Raw genomic sequence first — 17,151 nt, 5'->3', positions numbered from 1 at the left:
GCGTGGCGCCAACGACTGGCTGCTGCTGGCCACCATGCTGGCGTGCCTGCTGCTCAGCCTGCCGACCCAGGCCGAGCGCCTCAAGGACCTGGCCTCGATCCAGGGCGTGCGCAGCAACCAGCTGATCGGTTACGGCCTGGTCGTCGGCCTCAACGGCAGTGGCGACCAGACCACGCAGACGCCATTTACCGTGCAGACCTTCAACAACATGCTGGCGCAGTTCGGCATCAAGGTGCCGCCGGGTGGCAACGTGCAGCTGAAGAACGTCGCCGCGGTATCGGTGCATGCCGAGCTGCCGGCGTTCGCCAAGCCCGGGCAGACCATCGACATCACCATTTCCTCCATCGGTAACGCCAAGAGCCTGCGCGGCGGCAGCCTGCTGATGACGCCGCTCAAGGGCATCGACGGCAACGTCTACGCCATCGCCCAGGGCAACCTGGTGGTCGGTGGTTTCGACGCCAGTGGTGCCGACGGCTCGCGCATCACCGTCAACGTGCCATCCGCCGGGCGCATTCCTGGCGGGGCCACTGTCGAACGTCCGGTGCCGAGCGGCTTCGATCAGGGCAACTACCTGACGCTCAACCTCAACCGTCCCGACTTCACCACGGCAAAGAACATCGTCGATCAGATCAACGATCTGCTCGGCCCGGGCGTGGCCCAGGCCATCGACGGCGGCTCGATTCGCGTCAGCGCGCCGCTCGATCCGAATCAGCGCGTCGACTACCTGTCGATCCTGGAAAACCTCGAGGTGCAGGCCGGTCAGGCGGTGGCCAAGGTCATCATCAACTCGCGCACCGGCACCATCGTCATCGGCCAGAACGTGCGCGTGCAGCCGGCAGCCGTGACCCATGGCAGCCTGACCGTGACCATCACCGAAGATCCCATCGTCAGCCAGCCCGAGGCATTCTCCGGTGGGCAGACCGCGGTGGTACCGCGCTCGCGCGTCGGCGCCGAGGAAGAAACCAAGCCGATGTTCAAGTTCGGCCCCGGTACCAGCCTGGACGAGATTGTCCGTGCGGTTAACCAGGTGGGCGCCGCGCCTTCCGACCTGATGGCCATCCTGGAGGCGCTCAAGCAAGCCGGCGCCCTGCAGGCTGACCTCATCGTGATCTGACGAGGAGCGCCCCTATGGACTCTCGACTCTCTGCCGGCATGCTCGGCAACGGCAAAAGCCCGATCGACAGCGGCGCTTTCACCGACCTGAATCGCCTCAACCAGTTCAAGGTGGGCGGCGACACCGAGCAGAACATCCGCAAGGTCGCTCAGGAATTCGAGTCGCTGTTCATGAACGAAATGCTCAAGGCCATGCGTTCGGCCAACGCCGCGTTCGGCGAGGGCAACTTCATGAACAGCAACGAGAGCAAGACCTACCAGGACATGCACGATCAGCAGCTGGCGGTGACGCTTTCCAAGGAAGGGCGCGGCATCGGTCTGGCCGATGTGCTGGTGCGGCAGATGTCGAAGATCAAGCAGCCCTCGAGCAGGCCCAACCCCTTCGCGCAGATCGAACAACCGGTTGCCGCGGCCAGCGAAGCCAAGTCCGAGAAAGCGGCCACATCCGAGGGCTTCCGCGACGACGTCGCGCTGCTCAACCGCCGGCGCCTGGCCGTGCCGGGCAAACTGGCCGACCGCCTGCTGGCCGGCATCGTGCCGTCGGCCGCCGAAGGCGAGGGCAAGGCCCTGGCGGGTAACGACTGGCTGCCGGCGCAGGCATCTGCCGCACCGGCAAGTGCCGGCCTGAACCCGGGCAACAGCGATGCCATCAGCGGCCGGCGCATCGCCCAGCCGCCGCTGGCGCCGGGCAAGGCCGTGTTCAATTCCCCGCAGGAGTTCGTCGCCACCATGCTGCCGATGGCCGAGGCCGCCGCCGAGAAGATCGGCGTCGATCCGCGCTATCTGGTTGCCCAGGCCGCGCTGGAAACCGGCTGGGGCAAGTCGATCATTCGTACCGGCGACGGGCAGAGCAGCCACAACCTGTTCGGCATCAAGTCGCACAACAGCTGGAAGGGCGAGTCGGCCCGGGTGCTGACTACCGAATACAAGGGCGGCAAGGCGGTCAGGGAGGCGGCCAACTTCCGTGCCTACGATTCCTACGCGCAGAGCTTCGATGACTACGTGAATTTCCTGCAGAGCAACGGCCGCTACGAAAAGGCGCTGAACGCCACCGAGAACCCCGAGCGTTTCGTCAAGGAACTGCAGCAAGCCGGTTACGCCACCGACCCGCACTACGCGCGCAAGATTTCGCAGATCGCCCGCAAGATGCAGACCTATCAGGCCATCGCGGCTGCCGACAGCGCCACCACAAGGACTTGAGGTTGAATCATGGCTGACCTACTCAACATTGGCCTGTCCGGCCTGTCGGCGAGCAAGACGTCGCTGGCCGTTACCGGCCACAACATCGTCAACGTCAACACGCCCGGGTTCTCCCGCCAGGAAGCCGTGCAGACGACCCGTACGCCGCAGTTCAGCGGGGCCGGTTATATCGGCTCCGGCACCACGCTGGTGGACGTGCGCCGCATCTACAACGAGTTCCTCAATACTCAGGTACGCAGCAGCACCGCGCTCAACAGCGATACCCAGGCCTACCTGAGCCAGATCAACCAGCTCGATTCCCTCCTGGCCGGCAGCACCACCGGCGTCACGCCCGGATTGCAGCGGCTGTTCGCCGCCCTGCAGACCGCCGCGGAGGACCCGGCCAACATTCCGGCACGCCAGCTGGCGCTGTCCGAGGCCGAGGGGTTGTCCAAGCGATTCAACACCATCTACGACCGCCTCTACGAGCAGAACGCCTTCCTCAACAAGCAGCTCTCGGCGGTGACCGATCAGATCAATCAGCTGGCCACCTCGATCGCCGGTTTCAATGATGCGATTGCCGTGGCCGCCTCCAATGGCCAGGCGCCGAACGATCTGCTCGACGCCCGCGAAGAGGCGGTGCGCAAGCTGTCCGAGTTCATCGGCGTGACCGTGGTGCCGCAGGACGACAACTCCTACAACCTGTTCATCGGCTCCGGTCAGCCGCTGGTAGTGGGCAGCAAGGCTGCTCGTCTGGAGGTTACCCCCGGGCAGTCCGACCCGCTGCGCAGCGAGATCCAGTTCGTCAGTGGCAGCTCGCGCCAGGGCATCACTTCGCTGATCACCGGCGGCGAGATGGGCGGTCTGCTGCGTTATCGCCAGGACGTGCTGGACCAGTCGATGAATGCGGTGGGGCGTCTGGCGCTGTCCATCGCCGATCAGATGAACCGCCAACTGGGGCAGGGCCTGGACCTCAATGGTCAGTTCGGCAACGAGCTGTTCCGCTCCATAAACGACCCGCTCCTGCTCAGCCAGCGCAGCCTGGCCCGGGTTGGCAACAGCGACACCACGGCCAACCTGGCCGTCACCCTGACCGATACCTCGCGCCTGACCACCAGCGACTACGAGGTGCAGTTCACCAGCGCCACCGAATACGTGGTGCGCCGGGTGTCCGACGGTACGCTGTTCCCGCCGACTCCGGCGACCTTCGACATCACCACGGTACCCGCACCCGAGGTAGACGGCTTCTCGCTCGGTGTGGCCAGCGGTACCTTCGCGGCCGGCGACCGTTTCCTGGTGATGCCGACCCGCAACGCCGGTCGCGATATCCGTGCGGACATGAAAAACCCCGAGGAACTGGCCTTCGCCGCGCCGCTCAAGGCCGAGACCAGCCCGGCCAACATCGGCACCGGCAGGATCACCCAGCCCCGGCTGCTGACCGAGATCAACATCTACGATCCGGCGGCCCAGGCGGACCTGGAAACCAGCCTGCGCAACGCGCCGCCGCTGCGCATCGTGATGGGCGCCGGCGGTGGCGCCACGCAGAGCTACGATGTGGTCGACATCAACGGCAACGTGATCGACACCGGCAGCATCGTGCCCGGCCAGGACAATGCCCTGACCATCACCGTGCCGGCCAACCCACCAGCGATTCCGGCGGCGTTCGATTACCAGGTGACCATCAGCGGGCGACCCCAGGCGGGCGACAACTTCTCGGTGTCGTTCAACACCAACGGCGTATCGGACAACCGTAACGCGCTGAATCTGGTCAACCTGCAGAACAAATCGGTAATCGGCGTCAACCCAGGGGCACCGACCACCACGGGCTCCAGCTTCTCCGACGCCTATGGCGACCTGGTCGAACGGGTCGGTACGCTGACCAGCCAGGCGCGCGTCGATGGCCAGGCCACCAGCGCGATCCTCAAGCAGGCGACCGACAACCGCGACTCGATTTCCGGTGTTAACCTGGACGAAGAGGCCGCCAAGCTGATCCAGTTCGAGCAGTACTACCAGGCATCGGCGCAGATCATTCAAGTTGCGCGTAATCTGTTCGATACCCTGATCAATACATTCTGATAGCCACCCTCCCGCATGCGGGAGGGTGAAGCCTGTTCAACCGACAGGCGTTGCAAGAGGCAAGCCCCATGGTCATGCGCATCTCCTCCATCCAGGCTTTCAACAACGGCGTTTCCGGCCTTGGGCGCAACTACTCCAACCTGATTCGCACCCAGGAGCAGATCAGCAGCGGCAACCGCATCCTCACCCCGGCGGACGATCCGGTGGCCTCGGTGCGTCTGCTGCAGCTCGAGCAGCAGCAGGCCGTGCTCAAGCAGTACAGCGACAACCTCACGGCGGCCAAGAACAGCCTCACCCAGGAAGAGACCACCCTCAATTCGGTGGTTACCGTCATGCAGCGCGTGCGCGAGCTGGCGGTGCGCGCGGGCGGCGGTTCGCTGTCGGCCGAAGACCGCAACTCCATCGCCAAGGAGCTTTCCGAGCGTGAGGCCGAGCTGCTCAACCTGATGAACAGCCGTAACGCCCGGGGCGAGTACCTGTTTGCGGGAAATCTGGGCAAGACCGAACCCTTCGTGCGCAACCCGGACGGCACCTATTCCTACTTCGGCGACGAAGGGCAGCGCACCCTGCAGGTGGCCAGCTCCACCAACGTGGCGATCAACGACAACGGCAAGCGTCTGTTCGAGAGCGTGACCAACGCCAACCGCGTGGCCAACGCCAACGGTGTCAACAATCCGGCGCTGCCGTCGCCACCGCTACCGGCGACCACCATTCCCGCCGTGCCGGCCAATGAGCAACGGGTGTTCATTTCGCCCGGGCTGGTGGAAGACAATCGCGCCTTCAATGCCGACTTTCGCGGTGGTGAGCCCTATTCGCTGGCGTTCGTCAGCGGCACCGAGTTCCGCATCTACGACGCCAGCGGCGCCGACGTGACCTCGGAGATTCCGGGGGGCGGCAAGATCGATCCGCTGGTCAACGGCGGCAACGTCATCAATTTCCGCGGTATGCGTTTTCAGCTCGATGTGGTGCTCAAGCAGGGCGACAACGAGCTGAATCTGGACAGCCTGCTGGCCGACATCCAGCCGCCTGCCACCGCCGGTTCACCGGGTATCGGTACCCACAGCTTCACCCTGCAGTCCGCGCCAACCGAGTTCGCCGTCACCCGTGCTTCCACCAACGGCTCGGCGGCAGTCGTGGCGGGCGGCAACATCGTCAACCAGAACGTGTTCGACAGCCAGTTCCCCACCTCCGGCGTGGTGTTGCGCTTCACCGACGACAGTAACTACGAGGTCTTCGCCCAGCCCGTTGGGCCGAACAGTCCGGTGCTGACCACCGGTACCGTCACTGGTCCTTATCCGGCCAGTTTCACCGTGTATGGCGCCGAGTTCACGCTGTCCGGCCCGGCCAGCGCCGGCGGTGGCGACCAGTTCGGCGTGCAGCCCCAGTTCCAGGAACAGCGCAGCATCCTCAACACCATTTCCCGACTGCGTCAGGCGCTGGAGTCGTCGCCCACCTCGCCGGCCGGGAATCTGGCTGTGCGCAACGAGGTGGCCATCGCCCTGAAGAACCTCGACAACGGCATGGGCAGCGTGCTGGAAGTGCAGACCGAGATCGGCGCGCGCCTCAACCTGATCGAGACCACCGGGATCGACAACGAGGACGTGACCCTGGTGAACAAGTCGGTACAGGCCGAGCTGCGCGAGCTGGATTACGCCGAGGCGTTGTCGCGCCTGTCTTTCCAGACCATCATTCTGGAGGCGGCGCAGCAGAGCTACGTGAAGATCGCCGGGCTGAATCTGTTCAATCAGTTGCGCTGAGCCGGCGTTACCCTCTGCCTGACTCCATTTAGGATGTTGTATGAATATCTGTGTATTCGGTGCCGGTTACGTAGGGCTCGTGCAAGCAGCCGTCCTCGCCAATGTCGGTCACAACGTTCTGTGTATCGAAACCGATGAAGGCAAGAGAGCGGTCCTGGAAAGTGGCGGCATTCCCATCTTCGAACCGGGCCTCCAAGGGCTGGTGGCTGCCAATCACGAGGAGGGACGGTTGCGCTTCTCGGGTAGTCTGGAAGAGGCGGTGAAGCACGCGGATATTCACTTCATTGCCGTGGGGACTCCGTCTGACGCGAATGGCTATGCGGATCTGACCTTTGTTCATGAAGTGGCCAGAGGCATTGCCCAGGTTGCGCAAAAGGATCAGCTGATCATCAACAAGTCCACGGCCCCGGTGGGCACAGCGGATGCCATCGAACAGGTGATGCGCGACACCCTGGACGCGCGGGGGCGCTCGGATATCCAGGTCGACGTCGTCTCGAACCCGGAATTCCTCAAGCAGGGGGCTGCCGTCAGCGACTGCCAGCGCCCGGACAGAATCATCATCGGTTCCAGCAATCCGGCCAGCATCGAGGTCCTGCAGGAGCTGTATGCCCCCTTCAACCGTAATCGCGAGAAGATCATGGTCATGGATCGGCGCAGCGCCGAACTGACCAAGTACGCCGCCAACTGCTTTCTTGCCACCAAGATTTCGTTCATGAACGAAATGGCCAATCTGTCCGAGCTGTTCGGCGCCGATATCGAAGCTGTTCGCCGAGGCATTGGTGCCGATCCGCGCATAGGTTACGACTTCATCTACCCCGGGTGCGGTTATGGTGGCGCCTGTTTTCCCAAGGACGTACGCGCCCTGAAGGCTTCGGCGCAGAGCGAAGACTACGAGCCGGCCATCCTGGCCGCGGTCGAGTCCGTCAATGAAGCGCAGAAGAAAAAACTCGGCCACAGCATCCAGGCGTTCTACGCAGGTCATTTGCGTGGCCGGGTCATCGCGCTTTGGGGGCTGGCCTTCAAGGCCAACACCGGAGACATGCGTGACGCCCCCAGCCGGACATTGATGGAGCATCTCTGGAGCCTGGGGGCGACGGTACAGGCGTTCGATCCGGAAGCAATGCCCGAATGCCGTCGTCTGTATGGCGAGCGACCGGATCTGATACTTGCCAATAGCAAGGAGGAGGCGCTCGTGGGTGCCGATGCGCTTGCGGTGGTCACCGACTGGCAGAGTTTCAAGGCGCCGGACTTTCCACTGCTTCGTCGTACCCTCGGCGATGCGGTGGTGTTCGACGGCCGCAATCTCTACGACCCCCAGGTCATGAAGCGTCACGACTTGCGCTACTTCTCCATCGGCCGCCAGCCGGTCTGAACGAGGCATTCCCGCCCAGGGCCATTCAACGAGTGGCCCGCTTGTTGCTATACCTGTATATCGGGCAACAAAATGCCGACTAATTGACGATTGGTCGAATATCCGGGGGCAGGGGAGTAGCGATGAAGGCGGTCATTCTTGCCGGTGGACTGGGCACACGGATCAGTGAGGAATCCCATCTCAGGCCCAAGCCCATGATCGAAATCGGTGGCAAGCCGATTCTCTGGCACATCATGAAGATCTACTCCCACCATGGCATTCAGGACTTCGTCATCTGCCTGGGCTACAAGGGCTATGTGATCAAGGAATACTTCGCCAACTACTTCCTGCACATGTCCGACGTGACCTTCGACATGTCGAAGAACTCCATGGAAGTTCATCAGCGCTACGTGGAGCCCTGGCGGGTTACGCTGGTCAATACCGGCGAAGACACCCTGACCGGCGGACGGCTGCGCAGGGTACGCGAGCATCTGGGGGATGAGCCGTTCTGCTTCACCTATGGCGATGGTGTGGCCGATATCGATATCCGCTCTCTGATCGACTTTCACAAGCAGCATGGCAAGCCGGCGACGGTCACGGCCATTCAGCCGCCGGGTCGTTACGGTGCGCTGGATATGGACGGTGACCGGGTCGGTGCCTTCCAGGAAAAGCCCGCAGGTGACGGCTCCTGGATCAACGGTGGGTTCTTCGTGCTGAATCCTTCGGTCATCGACTACATCGACGGTGATCAGAGCAGTTGGGAGGGCGAGCCGCTGATGCGGTTGGCGGAGGAGGAAAACCTCATGGCCTTTCGTCACCGAGGCTTCTGGCAGGCGATGGATACCCTGCGTGACAAGAATCAGCTCAACGACCTCTGGGTCAGTGGCAAGGCACCCTGGAAAATCTGGCAATGACGGCATTCGCTCGGAGTTACCAGGGGCGCAGGGTGCTGCTTACCGGACACACCGGCTTCAAGGGCAGCTGGCTCGCCGCCTGGCTGGTCGAGTTGGGCGCCGAGGTGGTGGGTTTTTCGCTGCCCTGCGAACAGGACGGCAATGCTGAACATTGGGCGGCGCTGCGTCTGCCCGTTACCGATCTGCGTGGCGATATTCGCGACGCCTCCGCCCTGCAGCGCCTGCTAGCCGAGCAGCAGCCGGAGATCGTCTTCCATCTGGCCGCCCAGTCCCTGGTGCGTCCCTCCTACCGACAGCCATTGGATGCCTGGTCGAGCAATGTCCTGGGCACCGCCAACCTGCTCGAAGCCTGCCGCGTTACGCCAGGCGTTGCCGCGGTGGTGGTGGTTACAACCGACAAAGTGTACGCCAACCGCGAATGGCCTTGGGGCTATCGCGAGTGTGATGAGCTGGCCGGCCACGATCCCTACAGTGCCTCCAAGGCGGCTACCGAACTGGTGTGCGACAGTTACCGTAAATCCTTCTGGCAGCAGTCCGGCCCGCTGCTGGCGACCGCCCGCGCAGGCAATGTTATCGGAGGCGGAGACTGGGCGGAGGATCGTCTGATTCCCGACCTGGTCCGCGCAGTACAGACCGGGCAGACGCTGCAGATCCGTTCGCCGTCCTCCACGCGTCCCTGGCAGCACGTGCTGGAATGTTTGTCCGGCTATCTGCTGTTGGGCCAGCGACTGCTTGAGGGGGATCGTAGCTGTGCCGATGCCTGGAACTTCGGGCCGGCGCCCGAGGCCAATCGCAGCGTAGCGGAAATTCTTCAGGCCCTGCGTGAGCATTGGCCTGCACTGAGCTGGCAGGCCGCCAGCGACGACGGTCTGCACGAGGCGCGTTTACTCTACCTGGACAGTGCCAAGGCCCGTTCCGGCCTGCACTGGGCTCCGGTCTGGTCGCTGCACACCGCGCTACAGATGACCGCCGAATGGTATCGCCTTAGTCATGAGCGAGGCGAAGTCTGCACCCGTGAGCAGTTGCTGCATTTCATCAATGCTGCGCGACAGGTCGGCTGCGTATGGGCCTGACGGTGAGCGCAACCTCTATCGACGGCCTGATGCGCGTCGACTGCGATGCTCATCGCGATGTACGGGGTGCGTTCACTCGCCTGTTCTGCGCCGATGAGCTGGCACCCTTGCTGGGTGAGCGTCGTATCGTCCAGATCAATCAGTCGCTGACCCGCCAGGTAGGTGCAGTGCGTGGCCTGCACTTCCAGCACTTTCCCCGAGCGGAGATGAAGCTGGTGCGCTGCATTCGCGGTCGAATCTGGGACGTGGTGGTGGATTTGCGCCGCGGCTCGTCGAGTTTCCTGTGCTGGCATGCCGAGACTCTGAGTGCGGAGAATCGGCGCTTGCTGGTGATCCCCGAGGGCTGCGCCCATGGCTTCCAGGTGCTGGAGGAGGACAGCGAGATGCTCTACCTGCACACCGAGTTCTATTGTCCCGATGCAGAAGGCGGGGTCTGTCATGACGACCCTGCGCTGGCCATCGAGTGGCCGTTGCCAGTGCGTGACCTCTCGGCGCGCGACCGAAAACATCCCTCGCTCACCTCGGACTTCATTGGACTGGCACCATGAACTGTCGTCACTGCGCTGCTCCGTTGCGGCAATCTTTCCTCGATCTCGGTCACGCGCCGCCGTCCAATGCCTATTTGACGCAAGCGGACCTGAGTCGGCCCGAGCGCTATTACCCGCTGCGACTCTGGGTTTGCGAGCAGTGCTGGCTGGTGCAGACCGAGGACTACGCCGACTCCGGCGAATTGTTCGATGCCGACTACGCCTATTTTTCCTCTACCTCCAGCAGTTGGCTGGCTCACGCTCGTGCCTACGCCGAGCGCATGCGCGAGACGCTGCACCTGGGAGCTGGCAGTCTGGTGATCGAGGTGGCCTCGAACGACGGCTACCTGCTGCGTAATTTCGTCGAGTCAGGCGTGCCATGCCTGGGCGTCGAGCCAACCGCCAGTACCGCCGATGCCGCGGAGCGTTTGGGGATTCCCGTATTGCGCGAGTTCTTTGGCGAGGCGCTCGGCAAGCGGCTGGCCGAGGAGGGCAGGCAGGCCGATCTGCTGTTGGGCAATAACGTCTTTGCCCACGTGCCGGATATCAACGATTTTTCCCGAGGGTTGAAAGCGGTGCTCAAGCCCGGTGGCACCCTCACCCTGGAATTCCCGCACCTGTTGCGCCTGATCGAACAGGTGCAGTTCGACACCGTCTACCACGAGCATTTTTCCTACCTGTCTCTGTATAGCGTGGAGCGCGTCCTGGAGGCTGCCGGGCTGCGTATCCATGACGTCGAGCAGTTGCCTACACATGGCGGCAGCCTGCGCGTTCACGCTTCGCATCAGGACGACTCACGGCCACGCTCGGCTTCAGTCGATGCGCTGCTGAGTACCGAGGCGCAGGCCGGATTGCGCGATCCTGCCACCTATCGAGGTTTCCAGGCGCGCGCCGACCGATTGAAGAACGATCTGCTGGCCTTCCTGCTCGAGCAGAAACGGGCCGGGCGTCGGATGGCTGCCTATGGTGCTGCCGCCAAGGGCAATACCATCCTCAACTACGCCGGTATCAAGCCTGACCTGCTGCCCTGGGTGTTCGATGCGGCACCCTCCAAGCAGGGCAAGTATCTACCGGGCAGTCACGTGCCCATCCTCTCGCCGTCACAACTGGATGAGGTGCGCCCGGATCTGCTGCTGATCCTGCCATGGAACATTGCCGACGAGGTGATGGCGCAGAACGAGCGCATTCGCCAGTGGGGCGGCCGCTTCGTCACCGCCATCCCGTGCCTGGAGGTGAAATGAAGTCGCGCATCCAGTACACCCAGCCTTCGATATCCGAGCTGGAGGTGCAGTACGTCACCGATGCGGCCCGGCACGGCTGGGGGCCACGCTGCTACGAATACATCGAACGCTTCGAGGCGGCCTTCGGCCGTCACCTGGGGGTCAGGCACGCGATCGCCACCTCCAGCTGTACCGGGGCCTTGCACATGGGCTTGGCCGCACTCGGAATTGGGCCGGGCGATGAGGTGATCCTTGCCGACAGCAACTGGATCGCCTCGGTGGCGCCGGCCGTGCATCTGGGAGCGACGCCGGTGTTCGTCGACATTTGCGAGGACACCTGGTGCTTGGACCCAGCGAAGGTGGAGCAGGCCATAACGCCGCGCACCCGGGCGATCATCGCCGTTCACCTGTATGGCAACCTCTGCGCGATGGACGAGTTGCTGGCCATCGGTGCTCGGCATGGTATTGCGGTCATCGAGGACGCTGCCGAGGCCATCGGCTCCGAGTGGCAGGGACAGCGCGCCGGCAGCATGGGGCGCTTCGGCGTATTCTCCTTCCACGGCACCAAAACCATGACCACCGGGGAAGGCGGCATGTTCGTCACCAACGATACAGACCTCTTCGAACGGGTGCTGGGGCTGTCCAATCATGGTCGGCTCAAAGGCCAGACACGCCAGTTCTGGCCCGATCTGCTGGGGTTCAAGTACAAGATCTCCAACCTGCAGGCCGCGATCGGCTGCGCCCAGACCGAGCGTATCGACGAGCTGATCGAGCGTAAGCGCGCCATCATGGCGAACTATCGTCGGCGTCTTGGTGGCCTGCCCGGCTTGCGCCTGAACCCCGAGCCCGAGGGCACCCGAATCGGCGCCTGGATGCCTACGGTGGTCTTCGACTCCGAGCTGGGCATCACTCGCGAGCGCCTGTTGGCGCGTTTCGCCGAGAACAACATCGACGCCCGCGTCTTCTTCTATCCCCTCTCGGCTCTGCCGATGTTCCAGGGGCGCATACCTGCCGCTGGCGGTCATTCGGCAAGCATTCCCGAGCGGGCCATCAACCTGCCGAGCTTTCACGACATGACCGAAGCGGACATGGCGCGCATCTGCAGCGTGGTCGAGACGTTGCATGCCGAGGCGCGGCGATGAGCACGGTGGTTATTTCCCAGCCGATGTATTTCCCCTGGGTAGGCATGTTCGAGCAGTGGCGACTGGCGGACGATTTCGTGTTCTTTGACGATGTCCAGTTCGCTCGCGGCTTCATCAACCGAGTGCAGTACAAGACACCCGATGGCAGTGCCTGGCTGACGGTGCCGCTGCGCCAGCACGGGCGTGAGGTGCGCATTTGCGATCTGCAGTGCGCCGAAGAGTCGGGATGGCGCGACAAGCATCTGCGTACCCTGGCCCTGGCGCTGGCCGGAACGCCCCATATGCATGACGCCCTGGGGCTGGCCGAGAGGGTGCTGTTGCGTCGTGATCTGGGCTTCTGTGATCTGCTCATCGAGGGCATGCAAACGGTGGCGCAGTATTTCGGCCTGCTAGAAGGCAAGCGTCTGCACCGCTCTTCACAGCTGGCGGTGGAGGGACGCAAGAGCGAGTTGATCCAGGGGTTGGTGGCGCACCTGAGCGGTGATCGCTACGTTACGGGAATGGGCGCCCTGAACTATCTGGACCACGATGCCTTCGAGTGCGCGGGTATCGAGGTCTGCTACATGGACTACCGCAAGCGCGAATATCCGCAGAAGTTTCCGCCCTTCACCCCTTATGTCTCCGTGCTCGATCTGGTAGCCAATTGCGGGCGGGACGGTAGAACCTTCATCGAATCGGGTGTGACCCACTGGCGCCAGGCGCTGGCAGCAAGAGATCAGGCATGAGCAAGCTGAATGACGTGACCTCGCAATACAAACCGGGAGCGGTGACCTCTCTGGAGAACGAGCTGATTCTCAATTGGTACCCGCCGCGCATCCTGCGCCGTCTCGAGGGCAAGGCTCCGCTCTCGCTGCTGGAGCTGGGACTGGGCCACGGTTACACCACGGCCTTGTTCAATCGGCATTTCCAGCGCCACGTGGTGCTCGAGGGCTCCTCCGTGGTGATCGACCTGTTCCGGGAAAACTACCCTGGGCTGAACATCGAGCTGGTGGAGGGCTACTTCGAACACTTCGTCAGCAGTGAGCAGTTCGATGTGGTGATGATGGGCTTCATCCTCGAGCATGTGGACGATCCGGGCCTGATTCTGCGCCGTTTTCGTGACAACCTGCGCCCGGGCGGCAGCCTTTACGTTGCGGTGCCCAATGCCAAGTCGCTGAACCGGCGTCTGGGACTGGCGATGGGCAAGATCGCCGATATCTACGAACTCAATGCCAATGATCATGCCCTCGGCCATCAGCGTCAGTTCTGCCGCGACACGCTCAAGGCGCTGCTGCAAGCGGAGGGGTATCGGGTTACCTGGGAGGAGGGCATCTACCTCAAGCCATTGCCACTCGGCTACATGCAGACCATGCCTGAATTCGAGGAAAACCTGCAGGCCATGTGCGAGGTCGGGGTGGATTTTCCCGACCTCTGCGTGGGGCTGTTGATGGAAGTGCAGGTGGCCTGATGCAACGTGCGCTGGTGGTAGGCCCAGGCTCGATGGTTGGCAGTCGCCTGAGCGAGCACTTACGCGCGCGAGGCTGGCAGGTGATCGGCGCTGGGCGCTCCGGCGACTGCGAGGTGCCGCTGGAGCTGGGCTGCGACAGCTTGCGTACGGAGTTTCCCGGTGTCGAGGCGGATGTGTTGTTTCACTGTGCCGCGGCTTTTGGCGACGACTCACCCCAGGGGGCCTGGCTCAACGACCGGGTCAATGTGCTCGGCGCTCATCAGGTGGTGGCACTCGCGCGTGCTGCGGGCTGTCGGCAAGTGGTGTACGCCGGAAGCGTATCGTCCGCGCGACGCGACGGGGCGGCCTTCGCCAGCAGCTACGGTGCATCCAAGGCGCGGGCCGAGGGTGTTCTGGCCTGGGCGCTGGCGCAAAGCGGGCAAACCTTCGTCAGTCTGCGTTTCGCCCAGCTCTACGACGAGCGCGGCGATTGCATACGCCATCAGCGCTGGTTCGGGCGCATCGTCAGTTACGCCCGCAGCGGCCGCGTGCTGCGCTTGCCCCCGGGGGATGCGCCGCGCAATTTCGTGCACGTTTGCGATGCTGTCACCGCCATGACGCTGGCCAGCGAGGCTGGCGCAGAGGGCGTGTTGCATGTTTGCCACCCGCACAGCGAGAGCTACCTGAGTCTTGCTCGACATGCCTACGAAGTTTTTGGGCAGGGCGGTGAGGTGCAGATCGCCCAGGAGAAGACAGCGTTTTGGCCGGCGTATTTCCCGCCCGCGTCACCAGAGCTGGCGACGCTGGGCCTCACGTTCACACCGTTGCTCGATGGCCTGCGCGCTATCCGTGATGGTGGATATGCCGCACGTTTCGAGGTGTTCGATGTCACTTGAGGCTGCTGGTGTGCGCGTGCTGGTGACCGGTGTGGGCGCGATCATCGGTCAGGGCGTGGTCAAGTCGCTGCGTCCGTTGCCAGAGGTGAGCATCATCGGCCTCGATCGAGACCCACTGGCCTTCGGTCGTCATGCCTGCGACGGTTTTTACGTCAAACCACCCGTGGCGGAGGCAGATCCGGCCTACGACAGCTTCCTCCTCGAACTCATCGAGCGCGAAGCGATTGACCTGGTGCTGCCCGCCATCGAGCAGGATGTCTTTCATTTCGATGCACGCCGCCAATTGTTCGCTTCGGCCGGGGTGGCGGTGGCGCTCAACGACAGCCGCCTGATCGAGCTGGCGCGGGATAAATGGAGCCTGCACCAGGCGCTGCTCGAAGCGGGGCTGCCGGCAATCGCCACCAGCCGATGCGGCGACTGGGCGCAAGCCATCGCGCAGCTCGGTCCGGCGCCGCTGCTGTGCAAGCCGCGGCGGGGCTCCGGTGGCCGTGGTCAGGCTCTGGTAGAGGATGAGGACGATCTGCGGTACCAGCTTCGAAAGCTGGGCGACAACTTCATGCTGCAGCGACTGGTCGGCAGTGCCGACCAGGAGTACACCGTGGGGCTGTTCGGTTATGGCGACGGTACCTCCAGTCGGCCAGCCATCTTGCAGCGCACATTGGGACCCGGCGGTGCTACCTGGAGAGCGCGCAGCGTCGCAAGCGATGCCCTGATCGAGAGTGCTTGCGAGGCATTGACCGCTCAATTCCGGCCTGTAGGGCCGACCAATTATCAGTTTCGCAAGGCCGATGGCCGGGCCTGGTTGTTGGAAATCAATCCGCGCCTGTCGGCATCGGTTTCCTTGCGCGCAGCGCTTGGCTTCAACGAAGCGGCTATGAGCATCGATTACTTCTGTCGTGCTCGGCGCCCGGCGCTTACGCAATGGCGCGCGGCCAGCTGTACCCGTTACATAGAGGATCACATCGAATACTTATGATTGCGGTGATATCGGATGTTCATGGCAATTTCCCGGCCCTGCGTGCGGTACTGAGCGAGGCGGATCGGCTCGGCTGCACGCGGGTGATTTCTCTGGGCGATGTGACCGGCTATTACGCCGAGCCGGAGAAATGTATCGACCTGCTAACCCAGCGCGGCGCCGTGCAACTGCTGGGTAACCACGACGGTTACCTGACGGAAGGGACCGGCTGTCCTCGTTCGCGGCTGGTGTCATCCTTGCTGGAGCACCAGGCTCGAGTGGTGCGTCCTGATCAGGTCGAGCTGTTGGCCGGCCTGAGCTCTCAGTACGAAGAGGGCGATGCCTGCTTCGTTCATGGTGGCTGGGAAGACCCGCGCGATCAGTACCTGTACCGGGTGTCTGCGGACAAGCTGAGCGGCGCCTGGCGTTATTACTTTTCAGGGCATACCCATGTCCAGGTCCTGGCGTCGTTGGGCGACAAGACCTATTGCAACCCCGGCTCGGTCGGTCAGCCGCGCGACGGAGATCCGCGTGCGGCCTTTGCCCTGTTCGACGGCTCGCGCATCGTCCTGCAGCGGGTGGCCTACGATATCGACGAGACGGTCGCGGCGATGCGTCGGGCCGGCTACGACGAGCCGCGGTTGTGGGAAAACCTCTATATCGGCGCCCAGATCGGCGGCCGTATCGACAAGGTCGAAATCATCGAGCGAGAGCACACAAAGTGAGCGCAAACGACGAGTTTCAAGCGGAAGTGCAACGCAACATCGAGGCCGCCGGCCAGGATCAAGGCCTCAAACAGCGGTCTCTGGACTGGATGCTGGAGGCAGGCGGCAAGTACCGCTATTCCTACAACTTCAGCTGGCTGGGCCGGCCCATCATCCAGTACCCCCAGGACATCGTGGCCATGCAGGAGCTGGTATGGGCCGTGCAGCCGGAGCTGATCATCGAGACCGGCATCGCCCATGGCGGATCGCTGATTCTCTTCGCCTCGCTGCTGGAGCTCAACGCGGCTTGCGGTGGGCCCAGTGACGCGAGGGTGCTGGGTATCGACATCGATATTCGCCAGCACAACCGAGAGGCCATCGAGGCACATCCGATGTGCCGTCGTATCGACATGATCCAGGGCTCGAGCATCGCGCCGGAAGTGGTGGAACAGGTGCGCCAGGCTGCCCGTGGTAAGCGGGTATTGGTCTCGCTGGATAGCAATCACACCCACGCACATGTGCTGGCCGAACTGCAGGCTTACGCGCCTCTGGTATCGCCGGGCAGTTACTGCGTGGTATTCGATACCGTGGTGGAAGACACACCCGACGAGCTGCAGGCCGGTCGGCCATGGGGCAAGGGCAACAGTCCGAAGTCGGCGGTGCGCGAGTATCTGACGAGCCACCCGGAATTCCAGGTGGATGAACGAATGGACAACAAACTGCTGATCAGCGTGGCGCCGGAAGGCTATCTGAAGCGGGTTTGAAGTCGACAACGCGAACTCCGGCGTACCGGAGTGCAACGAACATGCTACGGGGTG

Annotated in this window: 16 protein-coding genes; all 16 read left to right on the top strand. The window is 63.2% G+C overall.

All coding sequences use genetic code 11. The annotated features are described in order from the left end of the window. Window positions 1-34: 34 nt before the first annotated feature. The 16 genes from L1F06_RS15125 (at window position 35) to L1F06_RS15050 (ending at window position 17,097) form a co-directional block, all read left to right on the top strand. Entirely contained in the window at window positions 35-1,114 is a 1,080-nt protein-coding gene (locus L1F06_RS15125; RefSeq protein ID WP_036987504.1) for a flagellar basal body P-ring protein FlgI, read from the top strand. Window positions 1,115-1,128: 14 nt separating this feature from the next. Beyond that, window positions 1,129-2,313 (top strand): flagellar assembly peptidoglycan hydrolase FlgJ, encoded by a 1,185-nt coding sequence (gene flgJ / locus L1F06_RS15120; RefSeq protein ID WP_012019038.1) that lies wholly within the window; start codon window positions 1,129-1,131, stop codon window positions 2,311-2,313. Between the two features lie 9 nt (window positions 2,314-2,322). Beyond that, a complete protein-coding gene (gene flgK, locus L1F06_RS15115) occupies window positions 2,323-4,368 on the top strand; it encodes a flagellar hook-associated protein FlgK (RefSeq protein WP_129482176.1) in 2,046 nt (681 codons plus the stop codon). Between the two features lie 68 nt (window positions 4,369-4,436). Next, window positions 4,437-6,125 (top strand): flagellar hook-associated protein 3, encoded by a 1,689-nt coding sequence (locus tag L1F06_RS15110; protein ID WP_012019036.1) that lies wholly within the window; start codon window positions 4,437-4,439, stop codon window positions 6,123-6,125. 40 nt (window positions 6,126-6,165) lie between these two features. Then, the gene (locus L1F06_RS15105) at window positions 6,166-7,497 is read left to right on the top strand and encodes a UDP-glucose dehydrogenase family protein (protein ID WP_129482177.1); all 1,332 of its coding nucleotides are present in this window, start codon (window positions 6,166-6,168) and stop codon (window positions 7,495-7,497) included. A gap of 122 nt (window positions 7,498-7,619) precedes the next feature. After that, window positions 7,620-8,390: a glucose-1-phosphate cytidylyltransferase gene (rfbF, locus tag L1F06_RS15100; protein ID WP_003247074.1), complete on the top strand. Its 771-nt coding sequence runs from the start codon at window positions 7,620-7,622 to the stop codon at window positions 8,388-8,390. Next, window positions 8,387-9,463: a CDP-glucose 4,6-dehydratase gene (rfbG, locus tag L1F06_RS15095; RefSeq protein WP_129482178.1), complete on the top strand. Its 1,077-nt coding sequence runs from the start codon at window positions 8,387-8,389 to the stop codon at window positions 9,461-9,463. The genes rfbF and rfbG overlap by 4 nt, the downstream gene beginning before the upstream one ends. Beyond that, window positions 9,454-10,011 (top strand): dTDP-4-dehydrorhamnose 3,5-epimerase family protein, encoded by a 558-nt coding sequence (locus L1F06_RS15090; protein WP_129482179.1) that lies wholly within the window; start codon window positions 9,454-9,456, stop codon window positions 10,009-10,011. Before rfbG ends, L1F06_RS15090 begins: the two co-directional genes overlap by 10 nt. Next, window positions 10,008-11,231, top strand: coding sequence for a class I SAM-dependent methyltransferase (locus L1F06_RS15085; protein WP_129482180.1), 1,224 nt, complete (start codon window positions 10,008-10,010; stop codon window positions 11,229-11,231). The genes L1F06_RS15090 and L1F06_RS15085 overlap by 4 nt, the downstream gene beginning before the upstream one ends. Continuing rightward, a complete protein-coding gene (locus tag L1F06_RS15080) occupies window positions 11,228-12,352 on the top strand; it encodes a DegT/DnrJ/EryC1/StrS family aminotransferase (RefSeq protein ID WP_129482181.1) in 1,125 nt (374 codons plus the stop codon). Before L1F06_RS15085 ends, L1F06_RS15080 begins: the two co-directional genes overlap by 4 nt. Then, window positions 12,349-13,077 (top strand): WbqC family protein, encoded by a 729-nt coding sequence (locus tag L1F06_RS15075; RefSeq protein WP_003247079.1) that lies wholly within the window; start codon window positions 12,349-12,351, stop codon window positions 13,075-13,077. Before L1F06_RS15080 ends, L1F06_RS15075 begins: the two co-directional genes overlap by 4 nt. Next, complete coding sequence (locus L1F06_RS15070; protein ID WP_129482182.1) at window positions 13,074-13,799, top strand: class I SAM-dependent methyltransferase; 726 nt, start codon at window positions 13,074-13,076, stop codon at window positions 13,797-13,799. Before L1F06_RS15075 ends, L1F06_RS15070 begins: the two co-directional genes overlap by 4 nt. Then, complete coding sequence (locus L1F06_RS15065; protein ID WP_129482183.1) at window positions 13,799-14,674, top strand: NAD-dependent epimerase/dehydratase family protein; 876 nt, start codon at window positions 13,799-13,801, stop codon at window positions 14,672-14,674. The genes L1F06_RS15070 and L1F06_RS15065 overlap by 1 nt, the downstream gene beginning before the upstream one ends. Beyond that, on the top strand, window positions 14,664-15,650 hold the full coding sequence (locus tag L1F06_RS15060) for an ATP-grasp domain-containing protein (protein WP_252576655.1): 987 nt from the start codon (window positions 14,664-14,666) through the stop codon (window positions 15,648-15,650). The genes L1F06_RS15065 and L1F06_RS15060 overlap by 11 nt, the downstream gene beginning before the upstream one ends. Next, window positions 15,647-16,354: a metallophosphoesterase family protein gene (locus tag L1F06_RS15055; RefSeq protein WP_129482185.1), complete on the top strand. Its 708-nt coding sequence runs from the start codon at window positions 15,647-15,649 to the stop codon at window positions 16,352-16,354. Before L1F06_RS15060 ends, L1F06_RS15055 begins: the two co-directional genes overlap by 4 nt. Further along, window positions 16,351-17,097, top strand: coding sequence for a cephalosporin hydroxylase family protein (locus L1F06_RS15050; protein WP_129482186.1), 747 nt, complete (start codon window positions 16,351-16,353; stop codon window positions 17,095-17,097). The genes L1F06_RS15055 and L1F06_RS15050 overlap by 4 nt, the downstream gene beginning before the upstream one ends. Window positions 17,098-17,151 lie beyond the last annotated feature (54 nt).

The sequence above is a fragment of the Pseudomonas hydrolytica genome, from assembly GCF_021495345.1.
GTDB lineage: Bacteria > Pseudomonadota > Gammaproteobacteria > Pseudomonadales > Pseudomonadaceae > Aquipseudomonas > Aquipseudomonas hydrolytica.
The sequence above is the reverse complement of the archived record's forward strand: the minus strand, read 5'-3'. Positions and strand labels throughout refer to the sequence as shown.